The sequence below is a fragment of the Cellulomonas chengniuliangii genome (genome assembly GCF_024508335.1).
In the GTDB taxonomy this organism is placed as follows: domain Bacteria; phylum Actinomycetota; class Actinomycetes; order Actinomycetales; family Cellulomonadaceae; genus Cellulomonas_A; species Cellulomonas_A chengniuliangii.
This window is the reverse complement of record NZ_CP101988.1, coordinates 3531829-3553287: the sequence shown is the minus strand read 5'-3', so window position 1 is coordinate 3553287 and position 21459 is coordinate 3531829. Positions and strand designations below refer to the sequence as shown.

The 21459-nt window shown below is 71.2% G+C and carries 19 protein-coding genes; 3 read left to right on the top strand and 16 right to left on the bottom strand.

Annotated elements, in window-relative coordinates; all coding sequences use genetic code 11:
- Window position 1: 1 nt before the first annotated feature.
- Entirely contained in the window at window positions 2-556 is a 555-nt protein-coding gene (locus tag NP064_RS16535) for an NUDIX hydrolase (protein WP_227568578.1), read from the bottom strand.
- A 68-nt stretch (window positions 557-624) separates the two neighbouring features.
- Between NP064_RS16535 and NP064_RS16530 the strand changes: the two genes are divergently transcribed.
- On the top strand, window positions 625-2109 hold the full coding sequence (locus NP064_RS16530) for a CCA tRNA nucleotidyltransferase (protein ID WP_227568579.1): 1485 nt from the start codon (window positions 625-627) through the stop codon (window positions 2107-2109).
- Here NP064_RS16530 and NP064_RS16525 read toward each other — a convergent pair.
- From NP064_RS16525 to NP064_RS16480, 10 genes are all read right to left on the bottom strand, one after another.
- A complete protein-coding gene (locus NP064_RS16525; RefSeq protein ID WP_227568580.1) occupies window positions 2072-3871 on the bottom strand; it encodes a SpoIIE family protein phosphatase in 1800 nt (599 codons plus the stop codon). The genes NP064_RS16530 and NP064_RS16525 overlap by 38 nt on opposite strands.
- 51 nt (window positions 3872-3922) lie before the next feature.
- A complete protein-coding gene (locus NP064_RS16520) occupies window positions 3923-5269 on the bottom strand; it encodes an MFS transporter (protein WP_227568581.1) in 1347 nt (448 codons plus the stop codon).
- A 9-nt stretch (window positions 5270-5278) separates the two neighbouring features.
- A complete protein-coding gene (locus NP064_RS16515) occupies window positions 5279-6325 on the bottom strand; it encodes a DUF362 domain-containing protein (RefSeq protein WP_227568582.1) in 1047 nt (348 codons plus the stop codon).
- Window positions 6322-6996, bottom strand: coding sequence for a TorD/DmsD family molecular chaperone (locus NP064_RS16510; RefSeq protein WP_227568583.1), 675 nt, complete (start codon window positions 6994-6996; stop codon window positions 6322-6324). Before NP064_RS16510 ends, NP064_RS16515 begins: the two co-directional genes overlap by 4 nt.
- Before the next feature lie 31 nt (window positions 6997-7027).
- Window positions 7028-7945, bottom strand: a complete 918-nt coding sequence (locus NP064_RS16505; protein WP_227568584.1) for a dimethyl sulfoxide reductase anchor subunit family protein — start codon at window positions 7943-7945, stop codon at window positions 7028-7030.
- Entirely contained in the window at window positions 7945-8562 is a 618-nt protein-coding gene (locus NP064_RS16500; RefSeq protein ID WP_227568585.1) for a DMSO/selenate family reductase complex B subunit, read from the bottom strand. The genes NP064_RS16505 and NP064_RS16500 overlap by 1 nt, the downstream gene beginning before the upstream one ends.
- A 2-nt stretch (window positions 8563-8564) precedes the next feature.
- A complete protein-coding gene (locus NP064_RS16495; protein ID WP_227568586.1) occupies window positions 8565-11024 on the bottom strand; it encodes a DMSO/selenate family reductase complex A subunit in 2460 nt (819 codons plus the stop codon).
- Window positions 11025-11280: 256 nt separating this feature from the next.
- On the bottom strand, window positions 11281-12294 hold the full coding sequence (locus NP064_RS16490) for a dimethyl sulfoxide reductase anchor subunit family protein (protein ID WP_227568587.1): 1014 nt from the start codon (window positions 12292-12294) through the stop codon (window positions 11281-11283).
- Entirely contained in the window at window positions 12294-12911 is a 618-nt protein-coding gene (locus NP064_RS16485) for a DMSO/selenate family reductase complex B subunit (RefSeq protein ID WP_227568588.1), read from the bottom strand. Before NP064_RS16485 ends, NP064_RS16490 begins: the two co-directional genes overlap by 1 nt.
- A 2-nt stretch (window positions 12912-12913) precedes the next feature.
- Window positions 12914-15355 (bottom strand): DMSO/selenate family reductase complex A subunit, encoded by a 2442-nt coding sequence (locus tag NP064_RS16480; protein ID WP_227568589.1) that lies wholly within the window; start codon window positions 15353-15355, stop codon window positions 12914-12916.
- Between the two features lie 271 nt (window positions 15356-15626).
- Here NP064_RS16480 and NP064_RS16475 point away from each other — a divergent pair, with 271 nt between their 5' ends.
- Entirely contained in the window at window positions 15627-16169 is a 543-nt protein-coding gene (locus NP064_RS16475) for a molybdenum cofactor biosynthesis protein MoaE (protein WP_227568590.1), read from the top strand.
- A 27-nt stretch (window positions 16170-16196) separates the two neighbouring features.
- Here the strand turns inward: NP064_RS16475 and NP064_RS16470 are convergent, their stop codons facing one another.
- Window positions 16197-16472, bottom strand: coding sequence for a MoaD/ThiS family protein (locus NP064_RS16470; protein WP_227568591.1), 276 nt, complete (start codon window positions 16470-16472; stop codon window positions 16197-16199).
- Window positions 16473-16475: 3 nt separating this feature from the next.
- Entirely contained in the window at window positions 16476-17537 is a 1062-nt protein-coding gene (gene moaA, locus NP064_RS16465) for a GTP 3',8-cyclase MoaA (protein ID WP_227568592.1), read from the bottom strand.
- Between the two features lie 127 nt (window positions 17538-17664).
- Here moaA and moaC point away from each other — a divergent pair, with 127 nt between their 5' ends.
- Complete coding sequence (gene moaC / locus NP064_RS16460; protein WP_227568593.1) at window positions 17665-18147, top strand: cyclic pyranopterin monophosphate synthase MoaC; 483 nt, start codon at window positions 17665-17667, stop codon at window positions 18145-18147.
- 19 nt (window positions 18148-18166) lie between these two features.
- On the opposite strand, the gene moeB is transcribed toward moaC, so the two are convergent.
- From moeB to NP064_RS16445, 3 genes are all read right to left on the bottom strand, one after another.
- Window positions 18167-19351, bottom strand: a complete 1185-nt coding sequence (gene moeB / locus NP064_RS16455; protein ID WP_227568670.1) for a molybdopterin-synthase adenylyltransferase MoeB — start codon at window positions 19349-19351, stop codon at window positions 18167-18169.
- 155 nt (window positions 19352-19506) lie between these two features.
- Entirely contained in the window at window positions 19507-20601 is a 1095-nt protein-coding gene (locus NP064_RS16450; protein WP_227568594.1) for an inositol-3-phosphate synthase, read from the bottom strand.
- Window positions 20598-21254 carry a PadR family transcriptional regulator gene (locus tag NP064_RS16445; RefSeq protein ID WP_227568595.1) on the bottom strand — a complete coding sequence of 219 codons (657 nt, stop codon included), beginning with the start codon at window positions 21252-21254 and terminating at the stop codon, window positions 20598-20600. Before NP064_RS16445 ends, NP064_RS16450 begins: the two co-directional genes overlap by 4 nt.
- Window positions 21255-21459: the final 205 nt, after the last annotated feature.

Here is a 21459-nt window from a genome sequence, read left to right as displayed (position 1 = left end):
TTCATGCCTCGCCGACGAGGACCGCGTGGGCGGCCTCCGCTAGTCGTCGTTCGTTCGGGTAGGCGAGGCGTGCGGGCAGGTCGGTGATGGCGACCCACTCGACGTCCTCCGCCTCACCGTCGGGGTCCCCCTCGACGGTGAGCTCGCCGCCCACGGCGCCGAGCAGGAAGTGGTGGACGACCTTGTGCACGCGGCGGTCGTCCCCGGTGAACCAGTAGTCGATGACGCCCAGCCGGCGCACGACCTCGCCGATGATCCCGGTCTCCTCGGCGATCTCCCGCACCGCGGCCTCCTCGGGCGTCTCGACGCCCTCGAGGTGTCCCTTCGGCAGGCACCACTCGAGCCGGCCCGCGCGGTTGCGGCGCGCGATGACCGCGGCGTGCAGCACGCCGTCGACCGTGTGCACGACAAGGCCGCCGGCGGAGGTCTCATCCACCACCGGCAGCGCGTTGGGCAGCACCCGCGTGGAGACGGCGTCCGGGTCGATCCGGAGCGCGTGTCCCCCCGGAGGCGCCGGGACGCCACCCGGTCGCGCGGGGTGCGCTGGGCTCGACATGTCGCCACTGTAACGACTTCTCCGTATCCGGCTTTCACGCCCAGCGACGTCTGGCAGGCTTGGACGTTGTGCCGACCACCGATCAGACCGCCCTCCTCGCCCTGCAGCGGCGTGCTCTCAGCGTCCTCGCCGACCTCGCTCCGGCGGCGATCGAGCTCGGCGAGGTGTTCCGTGAGGCCGGCCACGAGCTGGCCCTGGTGGGCGGGCCGGTGCGCGACGCGTTCCTGGGCCGGGTGAGCGCGGACCTCGACTTCACGACGTCGGCGTCACCGGACGAGACCGAGGCGCTGCTGGCCCGATGGGGCGACGCCCACTGGGACATCGGCCGGGAGTTCGGCACGATCGGCGCGCGGAGGCACGGGCGCCGCAACGGCGGCGAGGACGTGGTCGTGGAGGTCACGACTTACCGCACCGACGCCTACGACCCCGCGTCGCGCAAGCCCGAGGTCGTCTTCGGCGACTCGCTCGAGGGCGACCTCTCGCGGCGCGACTTCACTGTGAACTCGATGGCGGTGCGGCTGCCCGAGCTCACGTTCGTGGACCCCTTCGACGGGTTGTCCGACCTCGCCGCCCGCAGGCTGCGGACGCCGGTGGCCGCCCGCCAGTCCTTCGACGACGACCCGCTGCGGATGATGCGCGCCGCGCGGTTCGCCGCACAGCTCGGGTTCGCCGTCGACGAGGACGCCCTGGCCGCGATCCGGGAGATGTCGGACCGCATCTCGATCGTCTCGGCGGAGCGGGTGCGGGACGAGCTCACCAAGTTGCTGCTGGCCCCTGTTCCGCGCCCCGGGCTGGAGGTGCTCGTGGACACTGGTCTCGCGGAGCACGTGCTGCCCGAGCTGCCCGCGCTGCGGCTCGAGATCGACGAGCACCACCGGCACAAGGACGTCTACCAGCACTCCCTCACCGTGCTCGAGCAGGCCATCGCCCTGGAGACCGGACCCGAGGGCCCGGTGCCCGGCCCGGACCTGGTGCTGCGCATCGCCGCGCTGCTGCACGACATCGGCAAGCCCGCGACCCGCCGGTTCGAGGACGGCGGCGGCGTGAGCTTCCACCACCACGAGGTGGTCGGCGCGAAGCTCGTGGCCCGCCGGCTCAAGGCCCTGCGGTTCGACAAGGCGACCGTGCAGGCCGTCTCGCGCCTGACCGAGCTGCACCTGCGGTTCCACGGCTACGGCGACGGCGGCTGGACGGACTCGGCGGTGCGCCGCTACGTGACGGACGCGGGGCCGCTGCTGGAGCGCCTGCACCGGTTGACCCGCTCCGACTGCACCACTCGCAACCGGCGCAAGGCCGAGCGGCTGTCGGGCGCGTACGACGACCTCGAGGCGCGGATCGCCCAGCTGCGCGAGCAGGAGGAGCTGGCCTCGATCCGTCCCGACCTGGACGGGCAGCAGATCATGGACGTGCTGGGCATCGGGCCCGGCCGCGACGTGGGGGCCGCGTACCGGCACCTGCTCGAGTTGCGGATGGACCGTGGGCCACTCGGAGAGGACGTCGCCCGTCAGGAGCTCCTCACCTGGTGGGAGGCCCGTCAGGCGGCTCAGGGCTGACCCCGACGGGCCGGCGCACCACCAGGACGCACACGTCGTCCTCCTGCTCGGCGCCGACGAACCTCCCGACGAGCTGATCGCGCACGTCGGCGGCGCACGCGTCGTCGGACACGGCGGCCAGGGCACGCACGAGGTCGTCGATGCCGTCCTTGAGGGACCGGTCCCGTCGCTCGATGAGCCCGTCGGTATAGACCACGAGCATCGCGCCGCGCGGCAGCTCGACCTCGGCCTGCGGGTCGGGCGACCGGGGATTGACGACGCCCACGGGCGTGGTGAGCGCCTGGTCGAGCGGGCGGACCTCGCCGCCGGGCAGCCGGATCAGCGGCGGCGGGTGCCCGGCCCGGGAGTAGGTGAGCCGGTCCGCGGTCGGGTCGGACGCGCCCGACGGCTCGAGCCGCAGGTACACGCAGGTGGCGAGGTCGGCCATGCCGAGCCCGCGCACCAGCTCGTCGAGGTGCGCGATGACCCGGCCCGCCCGGGCGCCGCTCCACGCGTGGGAGCGGAGCACCGAGCGCAGCTGCCCCATCGACGCCGCCGCGCCGAGGTCGTGGCCCACGACGTCTCCGACGGCCAGGCCGATGGCGCCGTCCGGCAGGGGCAGAACGTCGAACCAGTCGCCGCCCACCTCGGCGCGGTGCAGCGCCGGAAGGTAGGACGCCGCGACGTCGAGCCCGGGGACGGTGGGCACGTCGGGCAGCAGGCTGTGCTGCAGGGTGAGGGCGGCCGAGCGCTCGCGCAGGTAGAGGCGCACGTTGTCGAGCGCCAGGGCGGCCCGTTGGCCGACGTGCGCGGCGGTCACCACATCCTCGGCGGTGAACCCGTCCAGGGCGTCGTGCATGAGGCACAGGGCGCCGATGAAGCCGTCGCGGGCGCGCAGCGGGACGGCCAGCGCGGAGCCCAGGCCCAGGCGGCGCAGCAGCTCGAGGCGGTGGCCGGGCACCTGCGAGGCGAGGGCCTCGACGTCGATGGCGAACGGCTGGGCGTCGAACCGGCGATCGTCGGTGCGCGCCAGCTCGAAGACCGCGGAGCGCATGAGCCAGGACGGGTCGCCCTGTTCGAGGTCGTGGGCGTCCTGGGCGCGCACCGGGTGCCGTGCCGCCACGTGGAGCCGCTCGAGCCGGCCCCGCTCGTTGGTGATGACCACGAACCCCCAGGTGGCCAGGCGGGAGACGGCGATCTCGGCGAGGGCCACGAGCGCGTCGTCGTAGTCGAGCCGGCGGGCGAGCTCCTCGCTGACCTGCGCGAGCAGGTGCAGGCGCGCGCGGGCGGCCTGAGCCTCGCCGAGGGCGGCCTCCCGGGCGCGCTCCTGCTCCACGCGGGCGGTGACGTCCGCCTGGATGCCCACGTGGTGGGTGAGCCGGCCGTCCGCGTCGTAGACAGGGCTGATCACCACCTGGTTCCAGAACGGGGAGCCGTCCTTGCGGTAGTTGAGCAGCGTGTCCGCGACGGTGTGGCCCTGTTGCAGGGCCTCGTGGATGCGGGCGACGACGGTGCGGTCGGTGCGCGGGCCCTGCAGCACCCGGCAGTTGCGACCGACCATGTCGGTGGCGGAGTACCCGGTGACGCGCTCGAACGCGGGGTTCACCCAGATGATGGGGTCGTCCGCCGAGTGCGGATCGGAGATCGTGAACGAGAGGTCGCTGGCGATGACCGCCCGGGCGTGCAGGTCACCGGTCACATCGGGCAGCGGAAGGATCCCGCGCGGACCCCCCGGAACCCCCGCCAACGCCGTTCGCAGCACCTCAGATGAGAGTTCGCTCACCTTGGCGAGACTACGCACGATCCTTGGCGACCGCGCCCCCGGAGAGGGCCTTCAGGCGCCCTCGGCGCCCGGCGTCCGAACAGCCCGCGGGAGGGGCTCCAGCCCGTCGGCGCGGCGTGCGGCGACGGCTCGCGCCGTCACGGCCCGGTAGCCCAGCGCCGCGGCCAGGTAGCCCACTGCGAGGGCCGCGAAGACGGGCCGCGACCAGCCGGTGTCGTTCAGCGTCAGCGCCGCGAGACCGGCGGCCCCCACGAACGCCGCGTTGTACAAGACGTCGTAGAGCGCGAACGCGCGGCCACGGAACTCGTCGGCTGTGTCCCGCTGGACGATGGTGTCGACGGCGATCTTCGCGCCCTGCGCCGCCAGCCCCAGCGCGACGGCGCACAGCAGCAGCGGGACCCGGGACACGGTGAACGCCAGCACCGTCTGGGTCGCCGCGGCGAGGAGCATGCACAGCGTGATCCAGGCGTGCGGCCCGGTGCGGGGCGACAGCACGGGCGTGAGCACCGCGGCGAGGACGAAGCCCACCGCCGACGCGGTGAGGACCAGCGAGAAGACCGCCAGGCCCGCGGCCGCGTCCCGGGGGTCGGCCAGCAGGTTGCGGCTGATCAGGATGCTGGCGATGAACGTCACGCCGTAGAGGAACCGCGAGGTCGCCATCACCGTGAGGGCGGCCGCCGGGGTGCGTCGGGCGATGAGGTGGCGCGCCCCGTCCGCGAGGTCCCGGCTCATCTGGCGCACCCGCGCGAGCACCCGTGACGAGCTGGCGACCGTCTCAGGGCCGAGCTCGTCGCGCCCGATGCGCAGCGCCAGGCACCCGGCCAGGGTGTACACCACGCAGGCCAGCACCACGGCTGCGGCGTCGCTGGCCGGGCCGTCGGGGAGCAGCAGCCCGAGCCCGAGTCCGATGCCCCCGCCGACGCCCACCGCGCCGGCGCCGAGCGTCGGGGTCAACGAGTTGGCCGTCAGGAGCAGCGGCCCGTCCACCACGCGCGGCAGCGAGGCGGACAGCGCGGACAGCAGGAACCGGTTGACCGACAGCGCCAGGAGGGCCAGGACGTACACGGCCGGGCCGACGCCCGTGGTGACCATGAGCACGGCGATGACCACCGCGATGGCCGCCCGCACCAGGTTGCCCACCAGCAGCACCTGACGGCGCCGCCACAGATCGAGCAGCACCCCGGCCCACGGGCCGACGATCGTGAACGGCAGCAGGAGGACGGCGAACGCGATCGCGACGTCCCCGGCGGTCGACTGCTGCTCGGGGTTGAAGAAGAAGAGGGTCGCCAGGCCCACCTGGAAGAGGCCGTCCCCGGCCTGGCTGCTCAGGCGGACGACGAACAACCGACGGAACCCCGGCAGTCTCAGCAGCTCCCGGAGCTCGCGGATGACGCTCATCCCGCCAGGCTATCCGCCGCCCAGGGCCTCGCCGTCCGCCGGGGCGCCGCCCGCCAGCGCGGGGGCGACCCCGGGGGCGACCCCGGGGGGCAGCCGGGCGCCGAACGGGTTCGCCCGGCGGAACGCGCAGATCTCGCACAGCGAGCCAGTCGAGTCGGAGGGCAAGGGCTCGGCGCAGCGCGCGCACTCCCGCAGCACCTCCGAGGCGAGGAACTGCGGCAGGCAGGCGAGCAGGCCGGCCCAGGTGTGCCGCCCGGTGGACTCGAGGGCTCCGTGGGGGCATCGCGCGACGCACTCGCCGCAGTCCAGGCACGAGGCGGGCAGGTGGCGCAGCGTGACCCGGACGCGGCCGTCGTCGGCGGGGGAGCCCTCCAGGCGCAGGGCGTCCGCGGGGCAGGACTGGACGCACACGCCGCAACCGGTGCAGCCGGAGGCGGCGAGCATCGCGCTAGGGGCGGGGTGCTGGTCCAGCGTGTCGCGCTGACGAGGCTGCCGCGGGCGGGCGGGTGGCTCGGATCCCGACCCGGGAGCGGGCCTGACGCGCGGTGGAGGCGCCGTGAGGGAGCGCAGGGCGTCGAGCATCCGCTCACGCTCGGTGGCGGCGCGCGGGGGGCGCGCGGCGGCTGCGCCGCTAGGCCCGGCGCTCATCGAGAGCAGCGCCCTGCGGGGGAGGGGTAGCGCCCGCACGTCGAGCACGGGGTCCTCGGCGCCGGCGCCGGCGCGGGATGAAGAGAGTGCCACCCGCTCGGGGCGCGCGCACGACGTCAACAGCCGGTTCGCGTCGTCGACGCTCCGCGCCGCGAGGTCGGGGCGCTCGCACCCCTCGAGCCGGGCCTCCACCCGTGTGCCGCGCAGCACGAGCTCGAGCAACGCGGAGGCGGGCAGGTCGGCCAGGCACGCGTCCAACCGGACCACCGCCGCGCCGGGGTGGTGGCCCGCCACCTCAGACTGGTGCTCGGCGCACACCAGCATCAGGTCGACAGGCTCCGGGAGCCGGTCGAGCCAGCGCAGCAGTGGCGCGATCCCGTCGGACGCGGCCTGGCTGAGTGCGGTCATCCCACGAAGCACGCCTTCGCCTGCTCGAGGGCTCCCCGCGTGAGCGCCGCGGCGCCCCGGTAGAAGTCCGTGCGGGCGTGCTCCGTCACCAGGTCCAGGCACTCAGGCGCCCAGGCCAGCAGATGGTCGGTCAGGAAGGCCGAGTGCGCGGCGAAGATCGAGTCGAGCATCGGCCCGTCGTCCTGCGAGAGCGCGTCGAGGCCGCGCAGGCACAGCACGCTGAGGAAGTGCAGCTCCAGGCCCAGGTGGTCGTCCGGCTCCCGGTGCAGGCGGGGCGCCTCGAGCCCGAAGGCCCGGTATGTCGCCCGGACCTGCAGCGTCGGCTCGTCGAACAGCAAGCGGTCCACGGTCCGGTAGACCGACTCGTAGGGCGTGGCCAGCAGGTGGCCCGGGCCCACGAACAGCGCCTGGTAGTCCCGGTGCAGCGCGGTCGGGTCCGCCGAGGGCTCGGCGCCCCCGGCCCCGACCGCGCTGCCGAGCAGCCGCAGCCCTTCCGTCGTGGCGTCATCCGCCTCAAGCGGCCACTCGTCCAGCAGGCCGGGCTCGGAGAGCCGGGCGCACAGCTCGGCGTCGGCCGGAGCCAGGAACAGCCGGGAGAGGAAGCCGTACGCCGCGGCGAACGCGTCGAGCCGCGTGCCGACCAGCCGGTTCCCGTCGAGGGTGGTGCTCATGAGATGCCGCCTTGCAGGAGGAGGGAGGTGCTCAGATGCCGATGCGGTCGAACGAGGAGTAGAACAGCATGCGGCCGATGGTCTCCGAGGCGAGGACCAGCACGAACGCGCTCGTGGCCAGGTAGACCAGGTGGCGCTCCTTGCCGCGGAAGGCGAAGCGGTACAGGAAGAAGCCCAGCAGGCCCGCGCCCAGGAAGACCAGGGCGAGCCGGGTGAGCAGGACGGCGCCGCCGGCCGTCATGAGGGTGGCGGCGGAGGCCTGCGCGTGGACGTCGCCCGTGGCCAGGTCCAGCGCGTACGTGGGCAGCACCACGAACTCGATGCCCAGCAGCACGATGGACGAGGCGGCGATGCGCCGGAGAGACGTGCGGAGCAGCGCGCCGGTCGCCTCGTCCACATCCGCGTGCTTGTGCTTGCGGACGGCGTACACGACCACGAAGGCCGCGCCGATGGCGAGCGCGCCCAGCAGGAACGTCGTGGTGAAGAACGTGACCGGGGTGGCCCAGTGGTTCCACGCCGGGACGCTGGGAAGCATGTAGACCATCGACATCGAGAGCACGAGGGCGAGGCCGACGAGGGCGGTGGCCCCGGCGAGGATCTGGCGCAGCAGGGGCGTGAGCCAGCGGCGCCACTGGACCACGGCGAACACGGCGCCCAGGCCGGCGAAGGCGGAGCCGAAGAAGATCTCCCGGCTGAGCCAGCTCGAGCCGAGGTGGTTGATCGCGTTCAGGGCGTTCATCGGGTTGCCCAGGTGGAATATCGACGCGATCAAGCCGAGCACGATCGCCGGGCCGATGGCGTAGAGGGCGGGCCCGGAGAGCTTGTCCACCGCCTCCTGGCCGTGCTTGCGGACAAGGCTCAACTGCACCAGGCCGAGGATCACGAAGGATCCGACGGACATCTGGGCGAGGATGGTGAAGGCCACCAGCGGCAGCTCGTGGACGTTCATCAGATCTCCTCGGGGTTGCCGATGGCGCCGGTGCCGTGGCCGGTGGGCTGGGCGTCGCGGTGCGGGGTGATGACCAGGTTGGGGCGGGTCATGGCGGGGTCGGGCAGGGGTTCGATGGCTGCGGTGTCGCCGTACTTGGCGCGCAGCTCGTCGATCTCACCGAACTCGAGGGCTCGGGAGGGGCAGGCGGCGACGCAGGCGGGTTGCTCGCCGGCGTTGACGCGGTCGATGCACAGGTCGCACTTGGTCATGACGCCGGCGTCCTTGTCGTACTGCGGGGCTCCGTAGGGGCAGGCCCATTCGCAGTAGCGGCAGCCGACGCACTTGCCGTCGTCGATGGTGACGATGCCGTGCTCGTCCTTGTGCATGGCGGTGGTGGGGCAGACCGTGACGCACTGCGGGTCGTCGCAGTGGTTGCAGGAGATCGAGGTGTAGTAGGTGAACACGTTGGGGGTGAACGTGTCGCCGTCCTGGCGCCAGGTGCCGCCGGAGTACTCGGCCACGCGCCGCCAGGTGACCCCGACGGGCAGGTCGTTCTTGTCCTTGCAGGCGACCTGGCAGGCCTTGCACCCGGTGCACAGGGTCTGGTCGAAATAGAAGCCCAGCTGCTTCGCCATGATCAGGCCTTCTCAATCTGCACGAGGTTGGTGTGCTGCGGGTTGCCCTTCGCCAGGGGCGACGGGTGCCAGGAGGTCAGGGTGTTGGTGCATCCGCCCTTGTCCACGCCGTCCTTGTCGGGCGCGTACCAGGCGCCCTGGGGGACGGAGACGACCCCGGGGGCGATGCGGGAGGTCACGTGGGCCTTGAGCTCGATGCGGCCACGCTCGTTGAACACCTGCACCACGTCGCCGTTCTCGATGCCGCGGGCCTTCGCGTCGAGCGTGTTGACCCACACCAGCTGCGGGTGGGCCTCCTGCATCCAGGCGACGTTCCCGTACGTCGAGTGCGTCCTCGACTTGTAGTGGTGCCCGATCATCTGCAGCGGGGCGTCGCCCGTGCCGGCCAGCTCGGCGCCCTCCCACGTGGGGGTGTACTCGGGCAGCGGCGTGATGCGGTCGCCCTCGGGGAGGGTCCACGTCTCGTCGAGCTTCTGCAGCAGCGAGGAGTAGATCTCGATCTTGCCGGACGGCGTCTTCAGGGGGTTGGCCACCGGGTCCTCGCGGAACGCCTGGAGGCCGATGACGGTGCCCGCGGGGTTCTTCTTCTTGAAGATCCCCTTCTCGCGCAGCTCCTCGAAGCTGGGCAGGTCTGGCTCCTTGGCCTGGCTCTCCGCGTAGACCTTGCGCAGCCAGTCCTCCTGGGTCATCCCCTCGGTGAACTCGGCCTTCACGCCCATCCGGTCGGCGATCTCGGTGCACATCTCGTAGACGGTGCGGCACTCGAAGAGCGGCTCGATGACCTGGTCGGCGAAGATCAGGTAGCCCAGGCTGCCGGCGCTGCCCTGCGTGACGAGGTCCGGCTGCTCGCTGTTGGACACGTCCGGCAGCAGGATGTCGGCGAACTTCGCCGAGGCGGTCATCTGGTTCTCGATCACGACGATCATCTCGCAGAGCGACTCGTCCTCGAGGAGCCTCGCGGTGCGGTTGGCGTCGGAGTGCTGGTTGATCAGCGCGTTGCCCGCGTAGTTCCAGATGAACTTGATCGGCACCTCGAGGCGGTCCTTGCCCTGGATGCCGTCGGCCGTCGCCGTCATCTCGGTGGCGCGCTCGATCGCGTCGGTCCACAGGAACACCGGGATCGAGGTCTTGACCGGGTTCGTCAGCGTCGGGAAGGCGGACAGCGACAGCTGGTAGGAGCCCTCACGGGCGCCGGTGCCACCCCCCGTGATGCCGACGTTGCCGGTGAGCGCCGCGAGCAGCATGACCGCGCGGGCGCTGTTCTCGCCGTTGGCGTGGCGCTGCGGACCCCAGCCCTGCACGATCGCGCACGGCTTGGCCTGTGCGATGGTGCGGGCCAGCTGGACGATGCGGCTCGCGGGGATGCCGGTGATAGTGGCGGCCCACTCGGGCGTCTTCTCGACGCCGTCGCGGCCCAAGCCCATGACATAGCTGTGGTACGAGCCGCCGGCGGGGGCGCCCTCGGGCAGGTGCTCCTCGTCGAAGCCCACGCAGTACGTGTCGAGGAACTCCTGGTCGTGCAGGTTCTCGCTGATCATCACGTGCGCGAGCCCGGCCACCAGGGCCGCGTCCGTGCCCGGCCGCAGCGGGACCCACTCGTCGGCGATGCTCACGGCGGTGTCCGTGTACCGCGGGTCGATCACGATGAACTTGGTGTCGCTCTGGCGCTTGGCCGTCTGCGTCACGAACGTCTCGCCGCCGCCGCTCATGCGGGTCTCGTGGGGGTTGTTGCCCCACAGCACCACGAGCTTGCTGTGGACGATGTCGTCGAAGCTGTTGTTCCCGGCGCCGGCGCCGTAGGTGTACGGCGTGGCCGCGGAGATCTGCGCGGTGCTGTACGTGCCGTAGTGGTTGAGGTAGCCGCCCATGCAGTTCATCAGGCGCGCGATGGGGCTCGACGCCGGCGGCCAGCTCTTGGCGACGGTGCCGCCCAGGGCGCCCGTGCCGTAGTTGAGGTAGACGGCCTCGTTGCCGTACTTCTCGATGGTCTTCTTGAGGGAGGCGGCGATCGTGTCGTACGCCTCTTCCCAGGTGATCTGCTCGAACTCGCCCGAGCCGCGCTTGCCGACCCGCTTCATGGGGTGCTTCAGGCGGTCGGGGTTGTAGATGCGCTGGCGGATCGAGCGGCCGCGCACGCACGCGCGGATCTGCTGGGTGCCCATCTCGTCGTCGCCCGTGGGGTCGGAGTCGACGCGGACGATCTGGCCGTCCACGACAGTCATGAGCAACGGGCAGCGGGAGCCGCAGTTGACGTTGCAGGAGCTCCACACGACCTTCTCGCCGGCGTCGTCGCCGCCGGAGGGCTCGGCGGACGCACTCGCCACCGGGAGCAGGCCGTAGTGGGCTCCGACGCCCACGGCGGCAGCGGCGCCGCCTGCTGCGGCGCTCCACTTCATGAACGACCGTCGTGGGACGGGCGTTTCGAGGGGAGTGGGCCTGGTGGCCATGTCGGTCATCGTCATCGGTCCTTCCGGCAAGACGCCCGCCCAGCAGTCGAAGGGGGAGCACACTGTGCGTTTTGGATGATTGTTTGTGCTGGTGGCGCTCAACTTTCAGGCCCTAGGTCCCTGACACGACATTTGTTCCGCGCTGTCCCGTGAAATATGAGGGAAGCATTACCTCAGTTTCTGGGACCTCTTTCACCGGCGAGTTCCGGGACTAAGCAAAAAAACGGCGCCCCGGGCCTCGCGAGGAGGTCCGGGGCGCCGGTGGGTCTGATCAGATGCCGATGCGGTCGAACGAGGAGTAGAACAGGATGCGGCCGATGGTCTCCGAGGCGAAGACCAGCACGAACGCGCTGGTGGCCAGGTAGACCAGGTGGCGCTGGTGGCCACGAGCGGCGGAGCGGTACAGGAAGAAGCCCAGCAGGCCCGCGCCCAGGAAGACCAGGATGAGGCGGGTCAGCAGGACGGCGCCGCCGGCCGTCATGAGGGTGGCGGCGGAGGCCTGCGCGTTGGCGTTCCCCGTGGCCAGGTCCAGCGCGTACGTGGGCAGCACCACGAACTCGATGCCCAGCAGCACGATCGAGGCCGCGGCGATCATCCGCAGGCTCGAGCGCAGCAGGGCGTTCGTCGAGGCACGAGTCTGGTCGTCGATCTCGACGACCACGGCGGTGGCGACGTCAACGCCGCCCGACGCCTCCGTGCCCGTCTCGGTGGCGACCGCGTCCGTGGACCCGGCCGTCGCCGTCGTGCGCTGGCGGTACGTGTAGACGATGACGAGGGCCGCGCCCACGGCCAGGGCCCCGAGCAGGAAGGTGGTCGTGAAGAACGTGACCGGGGTGGCCCAGTGGTTCCACGCGGGCACGGTCGGCAGCATGTAGACCATCGACATGCTGTAGACCAGCACCAGCCCCACCAGGGCGGTCGCGCCCGCCAGGATCTGGCGCAGCAGCGGCGTGAGCCAGCGGCGCCACTGGACGACGGCGAAGACCGCGCCCATGCACGCGAAGGCGGAGCCGAAGAAGATCTCCCGGCTCAACCAGCTCGAACCGAGGTGGTTGATGGTGTTGAGGGCGTTCATGGGGCTGCCCAGGTGGAAGATCGACGCGATCAGGCCCAGGACCATGGCCGGGCCGATGGCGTAGAGGGCCGGGTCGGACAGCTTGTCGACCGCGCCGTGGCCGTGCTTGCGGATGCCGAACAGGTGGATGACGCCCAGCACGACGAAGGATCCGACGGACATCTGGGCGAGGATGGTGAAGGCCACCAGCGGCAGCTCGTGGACGTTCATCAGATCTCCTCGGGGTTGCCGATGGCGCCGGTGCCGTGGCCGGTGGGCTGGGCGTCGCGGTGCGGGGTGATGACCAGGTTGGGGCGGGTCATGGCGGGGTCGGGCAGGGGTTCGATGGCTGCGGTGTCGCCGTACTTGGCGCGCAGCTCGTCGATCTCGCCGAACTCGAGGGCTCGGGAGGGGCAGGCGGCGACGCAGGCGGGTTGCTCGCCGGCGTTGACGCGGTCGATGCACAGGTCGCACTTGGTCATGACGCCGGCGTCCTTGTCGTACTGCAGGGCTCCGTAGGGGCAGGCCCATTCGCAGTAGCGGCAGCCGACGCACTTGCCGTCGTCGATGGTGACGATGCCGTGCTCGTCTTTGTGCATGGCGGTGGTGGGGCAGACCGTGACGCACTGCGGGTCGTCGCAGTGGTTGCAGGAGATGGAGGTGTAGTAGGTGAACACGTTGGGGGTGAACGTGTCGCCGTCCTGGCGCCAGGTGCCGCCGGAGTACTCGGCCACGCGCCGCCAGGTGACCCCGACGGGCAGGTCGTTCTTGTCCTTGCAGGCGACCTGGCAGGCCTTGCACCCGGTGCACAGGGTCTGGTCGAAATAGAAGCCCAGCTGCTTCGCCATGATCAGGCCTTCTCAATCTGCACGAGGTTGGTGTGCTGCGGGTTGCCCTTCGCCAGGGGCGACGGGTGCCAGGACGTCAGGGTGTTCGTGCTTCCGCCCTTGTCCACGCCGTCCTTGTCGGGCGCGTACCAGGCGCCCTGCGGGACAGACAGGACCCCGGGTGCGATGCGAGTCGTGACACGGGCCAGGAGCTCGATGCGGCCGCGGTCGTTGAACACGTGGACCACGTCGTCGTTCTCAATGCCACGCGCCTTGGCGTCGAGCGTGTTGACCCACACCACCTGGGGGTGGGCCTCCTTGAGCCACGCCACGTTGCCGTAGCTCGAGTGCGTCCTCGACTTGTAGTGGTGCCCGATCATCTGCAGCGGATAGGTGCTGGTCAGCGGATCGTCATGGCCCTCCCACGACGGGACGTACGCGGGGATGGCCGGGATCTCGCCGTCGACGCCCTCCCAGGTGTCCGCGATCTCCTGCAGGCGCTCGGAGTAGATCTCGATCTTCCCGGACGGCGTCTTCAGCGGGTTCGCCACCGGGTCGTCGCGGAACTTCTTGAGGCCGACGGTGAAGCCCGCCGGGTTGGCCTTACGCCAGATTCCCCGGGTGGCCAGCTCGTCGTAGCTAGGGAATCCATCGATCGCCTTCTGGCTGTCGGCGACGAGCTGCTCCACCCACTCGTCGAGCGTCTTGCCCTCGGTGAACTTGTCCTTGATGCCCATGCGGTCGGCGATCTCGGCGCAGATGTCGTACGTCGAGCGGCACTCGAAAAGCGGCTCGATCGCCTTCTGGGCGAGGATCGCGTATGCCAGGTCACCCGAGTAACCGCTGGGGATGAGGTCCGTGAGCTCCGCGTTGGAGACGTCCGGCAGGAGGATGTCGGCGAACTTCGCCGAGGCGCACAGCTGGTTGTCGATCACGACGATCATCTCGCAGAGCGAGTCGTCCTCGAGCAGCTTGATCGTTCGGTTGATGTCGGAGTGCTGGTTGATCAGCGTGTTGCTCGCGTGGTTCCAGATGAACTTGATCGGGACGTCGAGCTTGTCCTTGCCCCGCACTCCGTCGGCGGTGGCCGTCATCTCCGGCCCACGCTCGATCGCGTCGGTCCACGTGAAGCAGGAGATCTTCGTGGCGATCGGGTTGGTGCCCCCGGGGAAGCGCGCGGTCGGAATCGTGTAGTTGCCCTCCCGTGCGCCGAGGCCGCCGCCCGAGAGGCCGACGTTGCCGGTCATCGCGGCCAGAAGGTAGATGGCCCGGACCGTCGCCTCGCCGTTCGCGTGCCGCTGCGGTCCCCAGCCCTGCACGATCGCGCACGGCTTGGCCTGGGCGATCTCGCGGGCGAGCCGACGGATGGTCGCGGCCGGGACGCCTGTGATGGGCGCGGCCCACTCCGGGGTCTTCTCAACCCCGTCGGGGCCGTCTCCCAGCAGGTAGGCCTTGTAGGAGCTGCCCGGCTTCGCGCTCTCCGGCAGGTGCTCCTCGTCGAACCCCACGCAGTAGGTGTCCAGGAACGCCTGGTCGTGCAGGCCCTCCGTGACCATGACGTGGGCCATGCCGGCCACGAGCGCGCCGTCGGTCCCGGGACGCAGTGGAACCCATTCGTCAGCCATCGTCACGGCCGTGTCGGACTGGCGCGGGTCGATCACGATGACCTTGGCGCCGCCGATCTCCTTGGCCTGCTGTGCGATGTAGAGCTCGCCACCGCCGCTCATCCGCGTCTCGTGGGGGTTGTTGCCCCAGAGCACGAGCAGCTTGGTGTTGATGGCGTCGTTGAAGGAGTTGTTCGTCTCCCGCTCCACCCCGTAGGTGTACGGGGTGGCGGCGTTGATCTGCGACGTGCTGTAGGTGCCGTAATAGCCGAGGTTGCCGCCGAGCAGGTTCATGAGCCGCGACACGGACGTTCCACCGGAGGCATTCGCCCCTGTCGTGCCTGAGCCGTACTGCACGTACACGGCCTCGTTGCCGTACTCGTCGAGGGTCTTCTTGAGGGAGTCGGCGATCGTGTCGAACGCCTCCTCCCAGGTGATCTGCTCGAACTCGCCCGCGCCGCGCTTGCCGACCCGCTTCATCGGGTGCTTCAGGCGGTCGGGGCTGTAGATGCGCTGGCGGATGGACCGACCGCGCACGCAGGCGCGGATCTGCTGGCTGCCGAGCTCGTCGTCGCCCGTGGGGTCGGCGTCGATGCGGGTGATGGCGCCGTCGACGACGGTCATCAGCAACGGGCAGCGGGAGCCGCAGTTGACGTTGCAGGAGTTCCACACGACCTTCTCGCCGGCGTCGTCGCCGGTGGAGGGCTCTGCGGAGGCGGTGGGCAGGGGGATCAGGCCGTAGTGGGCGCCGATGCCCACGGCCGCTGCGGCGCCACCGGCGGCGGCGCTCCACTTCATGAATGAGCGTCGGGGCACGGGCGCCCCGAGGAGGGTGGGCCTGGGGGTGGCCGTCTGGGTCATCGTCGAGTCCTTCCGGCGGGCGTCCTGGACGGGGGCGCTGCGCAGATTGCTGGTGGAAGGATTGTGGAGGCGGAATGAATTACTGAAGGGGTCTAAAGTCCCTCTTGCGCATTTAACAACAACACCTTTGCCTAATGTATTGATGGGATGACCTGAATTCTTCGCACGGGAATTCCCGTGGCAATAGGCCTTCCGGGCGAGCGGGCGCGTCCGCGGGCCTGGCGGCCTCAGGTCCCACAGCGATGGGGGACTTCGTGCCTAGGCTGGCCACATGACGCACGACACGGTGGCCGAGGCCGGCCGTCCTGACCCCCACCAGGACCATCCCGCGCTCGCCCCGGACGCCCCGGCCCCCGCGGCGACGCGCGACACCTCGCGTGTGCACCCGCCCGCCCGCCGCGTCGTGCGCGCCGACGTCACCGACGCCGTGCTCAGCGTGGCCGCCCATGCCGACGCGGTGGCCTGCGCGCAGGCCGGCGCGGTCGTGACCTTCTCCGGCGACGTCCGCGACCACGACGGAGGACGCGGCGTCACGTCCATCGAGTACGTGGCGCACCCGTCGGCGGGGGAGGTTCTCGCACGCGTGGTCGCCGAGGTCACGGCCCGCTGCGACGTCGACGCCGTGGCGGTCTCGCATCGCATCGGCGTCCTCGCCGTGGGGGAGTGCGCCCTCGCGGTCGCGGTGTCGGCGGCCCACCGGGCAGAGGCATTCGCGGCGGCGGCGCTGCTGGTGGACGAGGTCAAGCACCAGCTCCCGGTGTGGAAGCGGCAGGTCTTGGCCGACGGCGGCGACGAGTGGGTCGCCTGCCCCTGACGGGCGCCCGTTCCCTCGCCCGCGCTCTCAGCCGCCCGCGAAGGGCGGCAGCACGTCGATGGTCAGCCCGTCACGCACCGGGTGGCTGCGCTCTCGGTCCTGCACGCCGTCGACCAGCACGCTGCTCGCGGCGATGACACGGGCCAGGTCGGGTCCGCGCTGCGCGCCCACGACCTCGAGCACCCCGCTGACCAGCGAGCCCTCGGCGACGTCCACGTGCTCCTCGTCGACCTTGGCGGCGGCGCCTGCCCCGGCGAAGTAGCGGACCCTCACCCGCACGGTTCCCGTCACGAGCTCACTCATCGCTCATCCTCCGATCGCGCTCATCGGGCGGCGCGGCTGCACGAACCCGTCCGTCTCGATCCCGTGCTGCGCGGTCTTGCCCCACATCGCGGATCGCCACACGTCGGCCAGGCTCGCATCGTCCATCCCGGAGCGCACCAGGTCCAGCAGGTTAGTCTCCCGCAGCGCGAACAGGCAGTTGCGCAGCCGGCCGTCGGAGGTGAGCCGCACACGGTCACAGTTCCCGCAGAACGGGTTCGTGACAGAGGCGACCACGCCGACGTCCCAGGAGCCGTCAGGCCCGCCGCCGTCCACGGTCCAGGTCTGGGCGGGCGCCGCGCCGCGCACCAGGCCGGGCTGCTCGACCAGGTCGAAGGCGCCGCGCAGCGACGCGAGGATCTCCGCGGCGGTGACCATCTCGGACCGGTCCCACGACTCGCGCGGGCCTAGCGGCATCTGCTCGATGAACCGCAGGCGGTACCCGTGCTCGAGCGCCCAGCGCAGCAGCGGCACGGCCTCGTCGTCGTTGACCCCGCGCATGAGCACGGTGTTCACCTTGAGCGGCCGCAGCCCGGCGCGGTCGGCGGCCTCGAGCCCGGCGAGCACCGCGGGGAGGCGGTCGCGGCGGGTGATGGCGGCGTACCGGGCGCGGTCGAGGGTGTCCAGGGAGACGTTGGCGCGGGTCAGGCCGGCGGCCACCAGGCCCTCCGCGCGGTGCGCCAGCCCCAGGCCGTTGGTGGTGATCGAGGTCTCGGGGGCGAGCCCGTCCACGGTCCGCAGGCTGGTGGTCGCCGCGATCAGCGTCTCCAGGCCCCGCCGCAGCAGCGGCTCGCCGCCGGTGAAGCGCACCTCGCGGACGCCCAGCCGCTCCACCGCGATGGTGATGAGGCGGATCATCTCGTCGTCCGTGAGCACGTGGCTGTCGGGCAGCCAGTCCTGCCCCTCGGCCGGCATGCAATAGGTGCAGCGGAGGTTGCAGCGGTCGGTCAGCGAGACCCGCAGGTCTGTGGCGACCCGGCCCTGGCGGTCCACCAGGCCACCCGACGTGGGGTGCGCGTCAACCTGCTCGGCGAGGACCTGGCTCATGACGCGAGACTAGGTGGGACCCACGTGGTGGACCCATGACCTAGGCCCCGGGGTCGGGACGGACGCCGACGGCTAGCCTCGGCGACGGGACGCGGCATCCCCGCGACCCGTGACGAAGGGACCAGACATGACCGAGGACCGCAGCCACCTGACGCACGTCGACTCGCGCGGGGCCGCCCGCATGGTCGACGTGAGCGCGAAGGACGTCACGGTGCGCAGCGCCACGGCCAGCGGTTTCGTCCGCACCACCCCCACCGTGATCGGGCTGCTGCGCGGCGAGGGCGTCCCGAAGGGCGACGCGCTGGCGGTCGCGCGGATCGCGGGGATCCAGGCCGCGAAGCGCACCCCGGACCTGGTGCCGCTGTGCCACCCGATCGCGATCCACGGGGTCACCGTCGACCTCGAGGTCACCGACGAGGGCGTGCGCATCCAGGCGACGGTCCGCACCGCCGACCGCACCGGCGTCGAGATGGAGGCGTTGACCTGCGTGGCCGCCGCCGGGCTGGCGATGGTCGACATGGTCAAGGCTGTGGACCGCGCGGCCGTCATCACCGACATCCAGGTCGAGGAGAAGACGGGCGGCCGCAGCGGCTCCTGGCGCCGCTCCTGAGCGGGCGGCGCCGCGCCTGTCAGTACCGCGGCTTCGCCGGCTCGATCTCGTCGACCCAGGCGAGGACCCCGCCGGTCAGGTGCACGGCGTCGTATCCGGCCGCGAGCACCAGCTCGAGCACCTCGGCAGAGCGAGCCCCCGACTTGCAGTGCAGGACGACGGGCGTCTCGGGGGACAGGTCGGCGAGGGCGGATCCGTCGAGGAAACCGCCCCGGGGCAGCAGGCGGGCGCCCGGGATCGCGACCAGCTCGTGCTCGGCGGGCTCGCGCACGTCGATCAGGTCGAAGTCGTCCTCGCCGAGGTCCCGGGCCGCGAGGCGGTCAGCGAGCTCCCGCACCGAGATGCCCGGCAGTCCGCTCCCCGCCGGGACCTGCGGCGCGGCGCAGGCAGTGTCGAGGTCGACCAGCGCGGTGACCGGGACCCCCAGCGGGTCGGGCGCCACCGGGACCTCGCGCCACCGGGCCGCCAGGGCGTCATGCACGAGCACGCGGCCCAGCAGCGGCTCGCCGGTGCCGGTGACCAGCTTCACGACCTCGTTGGCCATCGCCGAGCCGATCGCGCCGCACAGCACGCCGAGCACGCCGCCCTCGGCGCACGACGGCGCACTCCCCGGCGCCGGCGGCTCGGGGAAGACGTCGCGGTACCGGACGGCCGGGTGGCCAGCGGTGGTGGGCGGGTCGGTCCAGAACAGCGACACCTGGCCGTCGAACCGGTAGATCGAGCCCCACACGCACGGCAGCCCGAGCATCTCGCACGCGTCGCCGACCAGGTAACGGGTGGGGAAGTTGTCGGCGCCGTCGACCACCACGTCGTACCCGCGCAGCACGTCGAGCGCGTTCGACGCGTCCAGACGCAGCTCATGGGTCTGCACGTGCACGTGCGGGTTGACGTTCAGCACGGCCGTGCGGGCGCTCTCGACCTTGCTCCGGCCCACATCCGCGACACCGTGGATGACCTGCCGCTGCAGGTTCGAGGACTCGACGACGTCCTGGTCGACGATGCCGATGGTCCCCACTCCGGCGGCCGCCAGGTAGAGCAGCACGGGGGATCCCAGGCCGCCCGCGCCCACCACCAGCACGCGCGCGTTCTTCAACCGGCGCTGGCCCTCGAGCCCGATGCCCGGCAGCACCGCGTGACGCGAGTAGCGCTCGATCTCGGCGGTGGAGAGCGTGGGAGCAGGCTCGACGAGCGGCGGCAACGACATGGTGACCTCGGGGATCAGGGGCGGGGCGGGCAGGGCGATCCCCGTCAACGTAACCCGGGCCCGCCGCGGGGGCCTGGGACGGAAGGCTGGATCCGGGCATGACGAAGGCCCCGGGCGCGGGGGCGCACCGGGGCCTTCGTCTGAGCAGGGCTAGATCAGCGCTCGATGTCGCCGCGGATGAAGGCCTCGAGCTGCTCGCGGCCGATGGTGTCCTCCATCTGGACCGGCGGCGACTTCATGAAGTACGTCGCGGCGGACAGGATGGGGCCGCCGACGCCGCGGTCCTTGGCGATCTTCGCGGCGCGCAGGGCGTCGATGATGATGCCGGCCGAGTTGGGGGAGTCCCAGACCTCGAGCTTGTACTCGAGGTTCAGGGGCACCTCGCCGAACGCGCGGCCCTCGAGGCGGACGTAGGCCCACTTGCGGTCGTCGAGCCACGCCACGTAGTCCGACGGGCCGATGTGGACGTTGCGGTCCTCCTTCTTGCCGGCCAGGGGGCCGTCGTGGAGGTTGGAGGTGACCGCCTGCGTCTTGGAGAGCTTCTTGGACTCCAGGCGCTCGCGCTCGAGCATGTTCTTGAAGTCCATGTTGCCGCCGACGTTCAGCTGGTACGTGCGGTCCAGGATGACGCCGCGGTCCTCGAACAGGCGGGCGAGCACGCGGTGCGTGATGGTCGCGCCGACCTGCGACTTGATGTCGTCGCCGACGATCGGGACACCAGCGGCCTCGAACTTCGCGGCCCACTCGGGGTCGGACGCGATGAACACGGGCAGGGCGTTGACGAACGCGACGTTCGCGTCGATCGCGCACTGGGCGTAGAACTTCGCGGCCTTCTCAGACCCGACGGGCAGGTAGCAGATGAGGACGTCGACCTGCGCCTCGCGCAGCGCTGCGACGATGTCGACAGCCTCGGCGTCCGACTCCTCGATGGTCTCGGAGTAGTACTTGCCCAGGCCGTCGAGCGTGTGACCGCGCTGGACCGTCACGCCGAGCGGCGGGACGTCGGCGATCTTGATGGTGTTGTTCTCGCTCGCGAGGATCGCCTCGGACAGGTCGAAGCCGACCTTCTTCGCGTCGACGTCGAAGGCCGCGACGAACTCGATGTCCTTGACGTGGTAGTCGCCGAGCTGGACATGCATCAGGCCGGGGACCTTGGTGTCCACCGGGGCGTCGGCGTAGTAGTGCACGCCCTGGACGAGTGACGCGGCGCAGTTGCCGACGCCGACGATGGCGACGCGGATGGAGGTCATCCTCGCTCCTTCTCGGTTGTCTGTGCCGGCGTGCCTTGGGCGCCGTCGACAGCGGGGAGTTCGGCGTCGGCCGGGTGGCCGGCGCCAGGGGTACGGGCGCGGCGTTGGCCGCGCTCGTTGTCAATGAGGCCGTCGAGCCACCGCACCTCGCGCTCGACCTGCTCGAGGCCGTGGCGCTGGAGCTCGAGCGTGTACTCGTCCATGCGCTCGCGTGTGCGGTTGAACGACAGCCGGATGGTCTCGAGCCGCTCGGTGAGACGGCTGCGCCGACCCTCGAGGATGCGCAGCCGGGTGTCGGCGTCGGTCTGGCCGAAGAAGGCGAACCTGACGCCGAAGTTCTCGTCCTCCCAGGCGGCTGGGCCCGAGGAGGAGAGCACCTGGAGGAACTCCTCCTTGCCCTCGGCGGTCAGCTGGTAGACGATCCGCGCCCGCTTGCCGGACAGGGCGTGCGGCGGGGCCGCGGGGGAGTCGATGCCGATGATCCAGCCGCGGGCCACGAGCGACTTGAGGCACGGGTACAGCGATCCGTACGACAGCGCCCGGAAGGACCCGAGGAGCAGGTTGAGCCGCTTGCGCAGCTCGTAGCCGTGCATCGGAGTCTCGTGCAGGAGGCCCAGGATGGCCGGCTCGAGCACATCAGCGCGTCCGCGCACCTGGCACCTCCTGACTGGGTCTGCTGCTCCGACGAGCTCTGACGTGGTACTCGGGGGCATCGTCTGCGCTCGCTGGGGGGATTCTGTCCCCGTTGGGCGCGTGTCGATGTATCGAGTTGATACATCGACAGTACGGCTACGGGGGCGCCCGCGGCAACAAGCAGTGCTCGGCGGGGTGCGGCGCCCCGAGCGGATTCGGTGACGA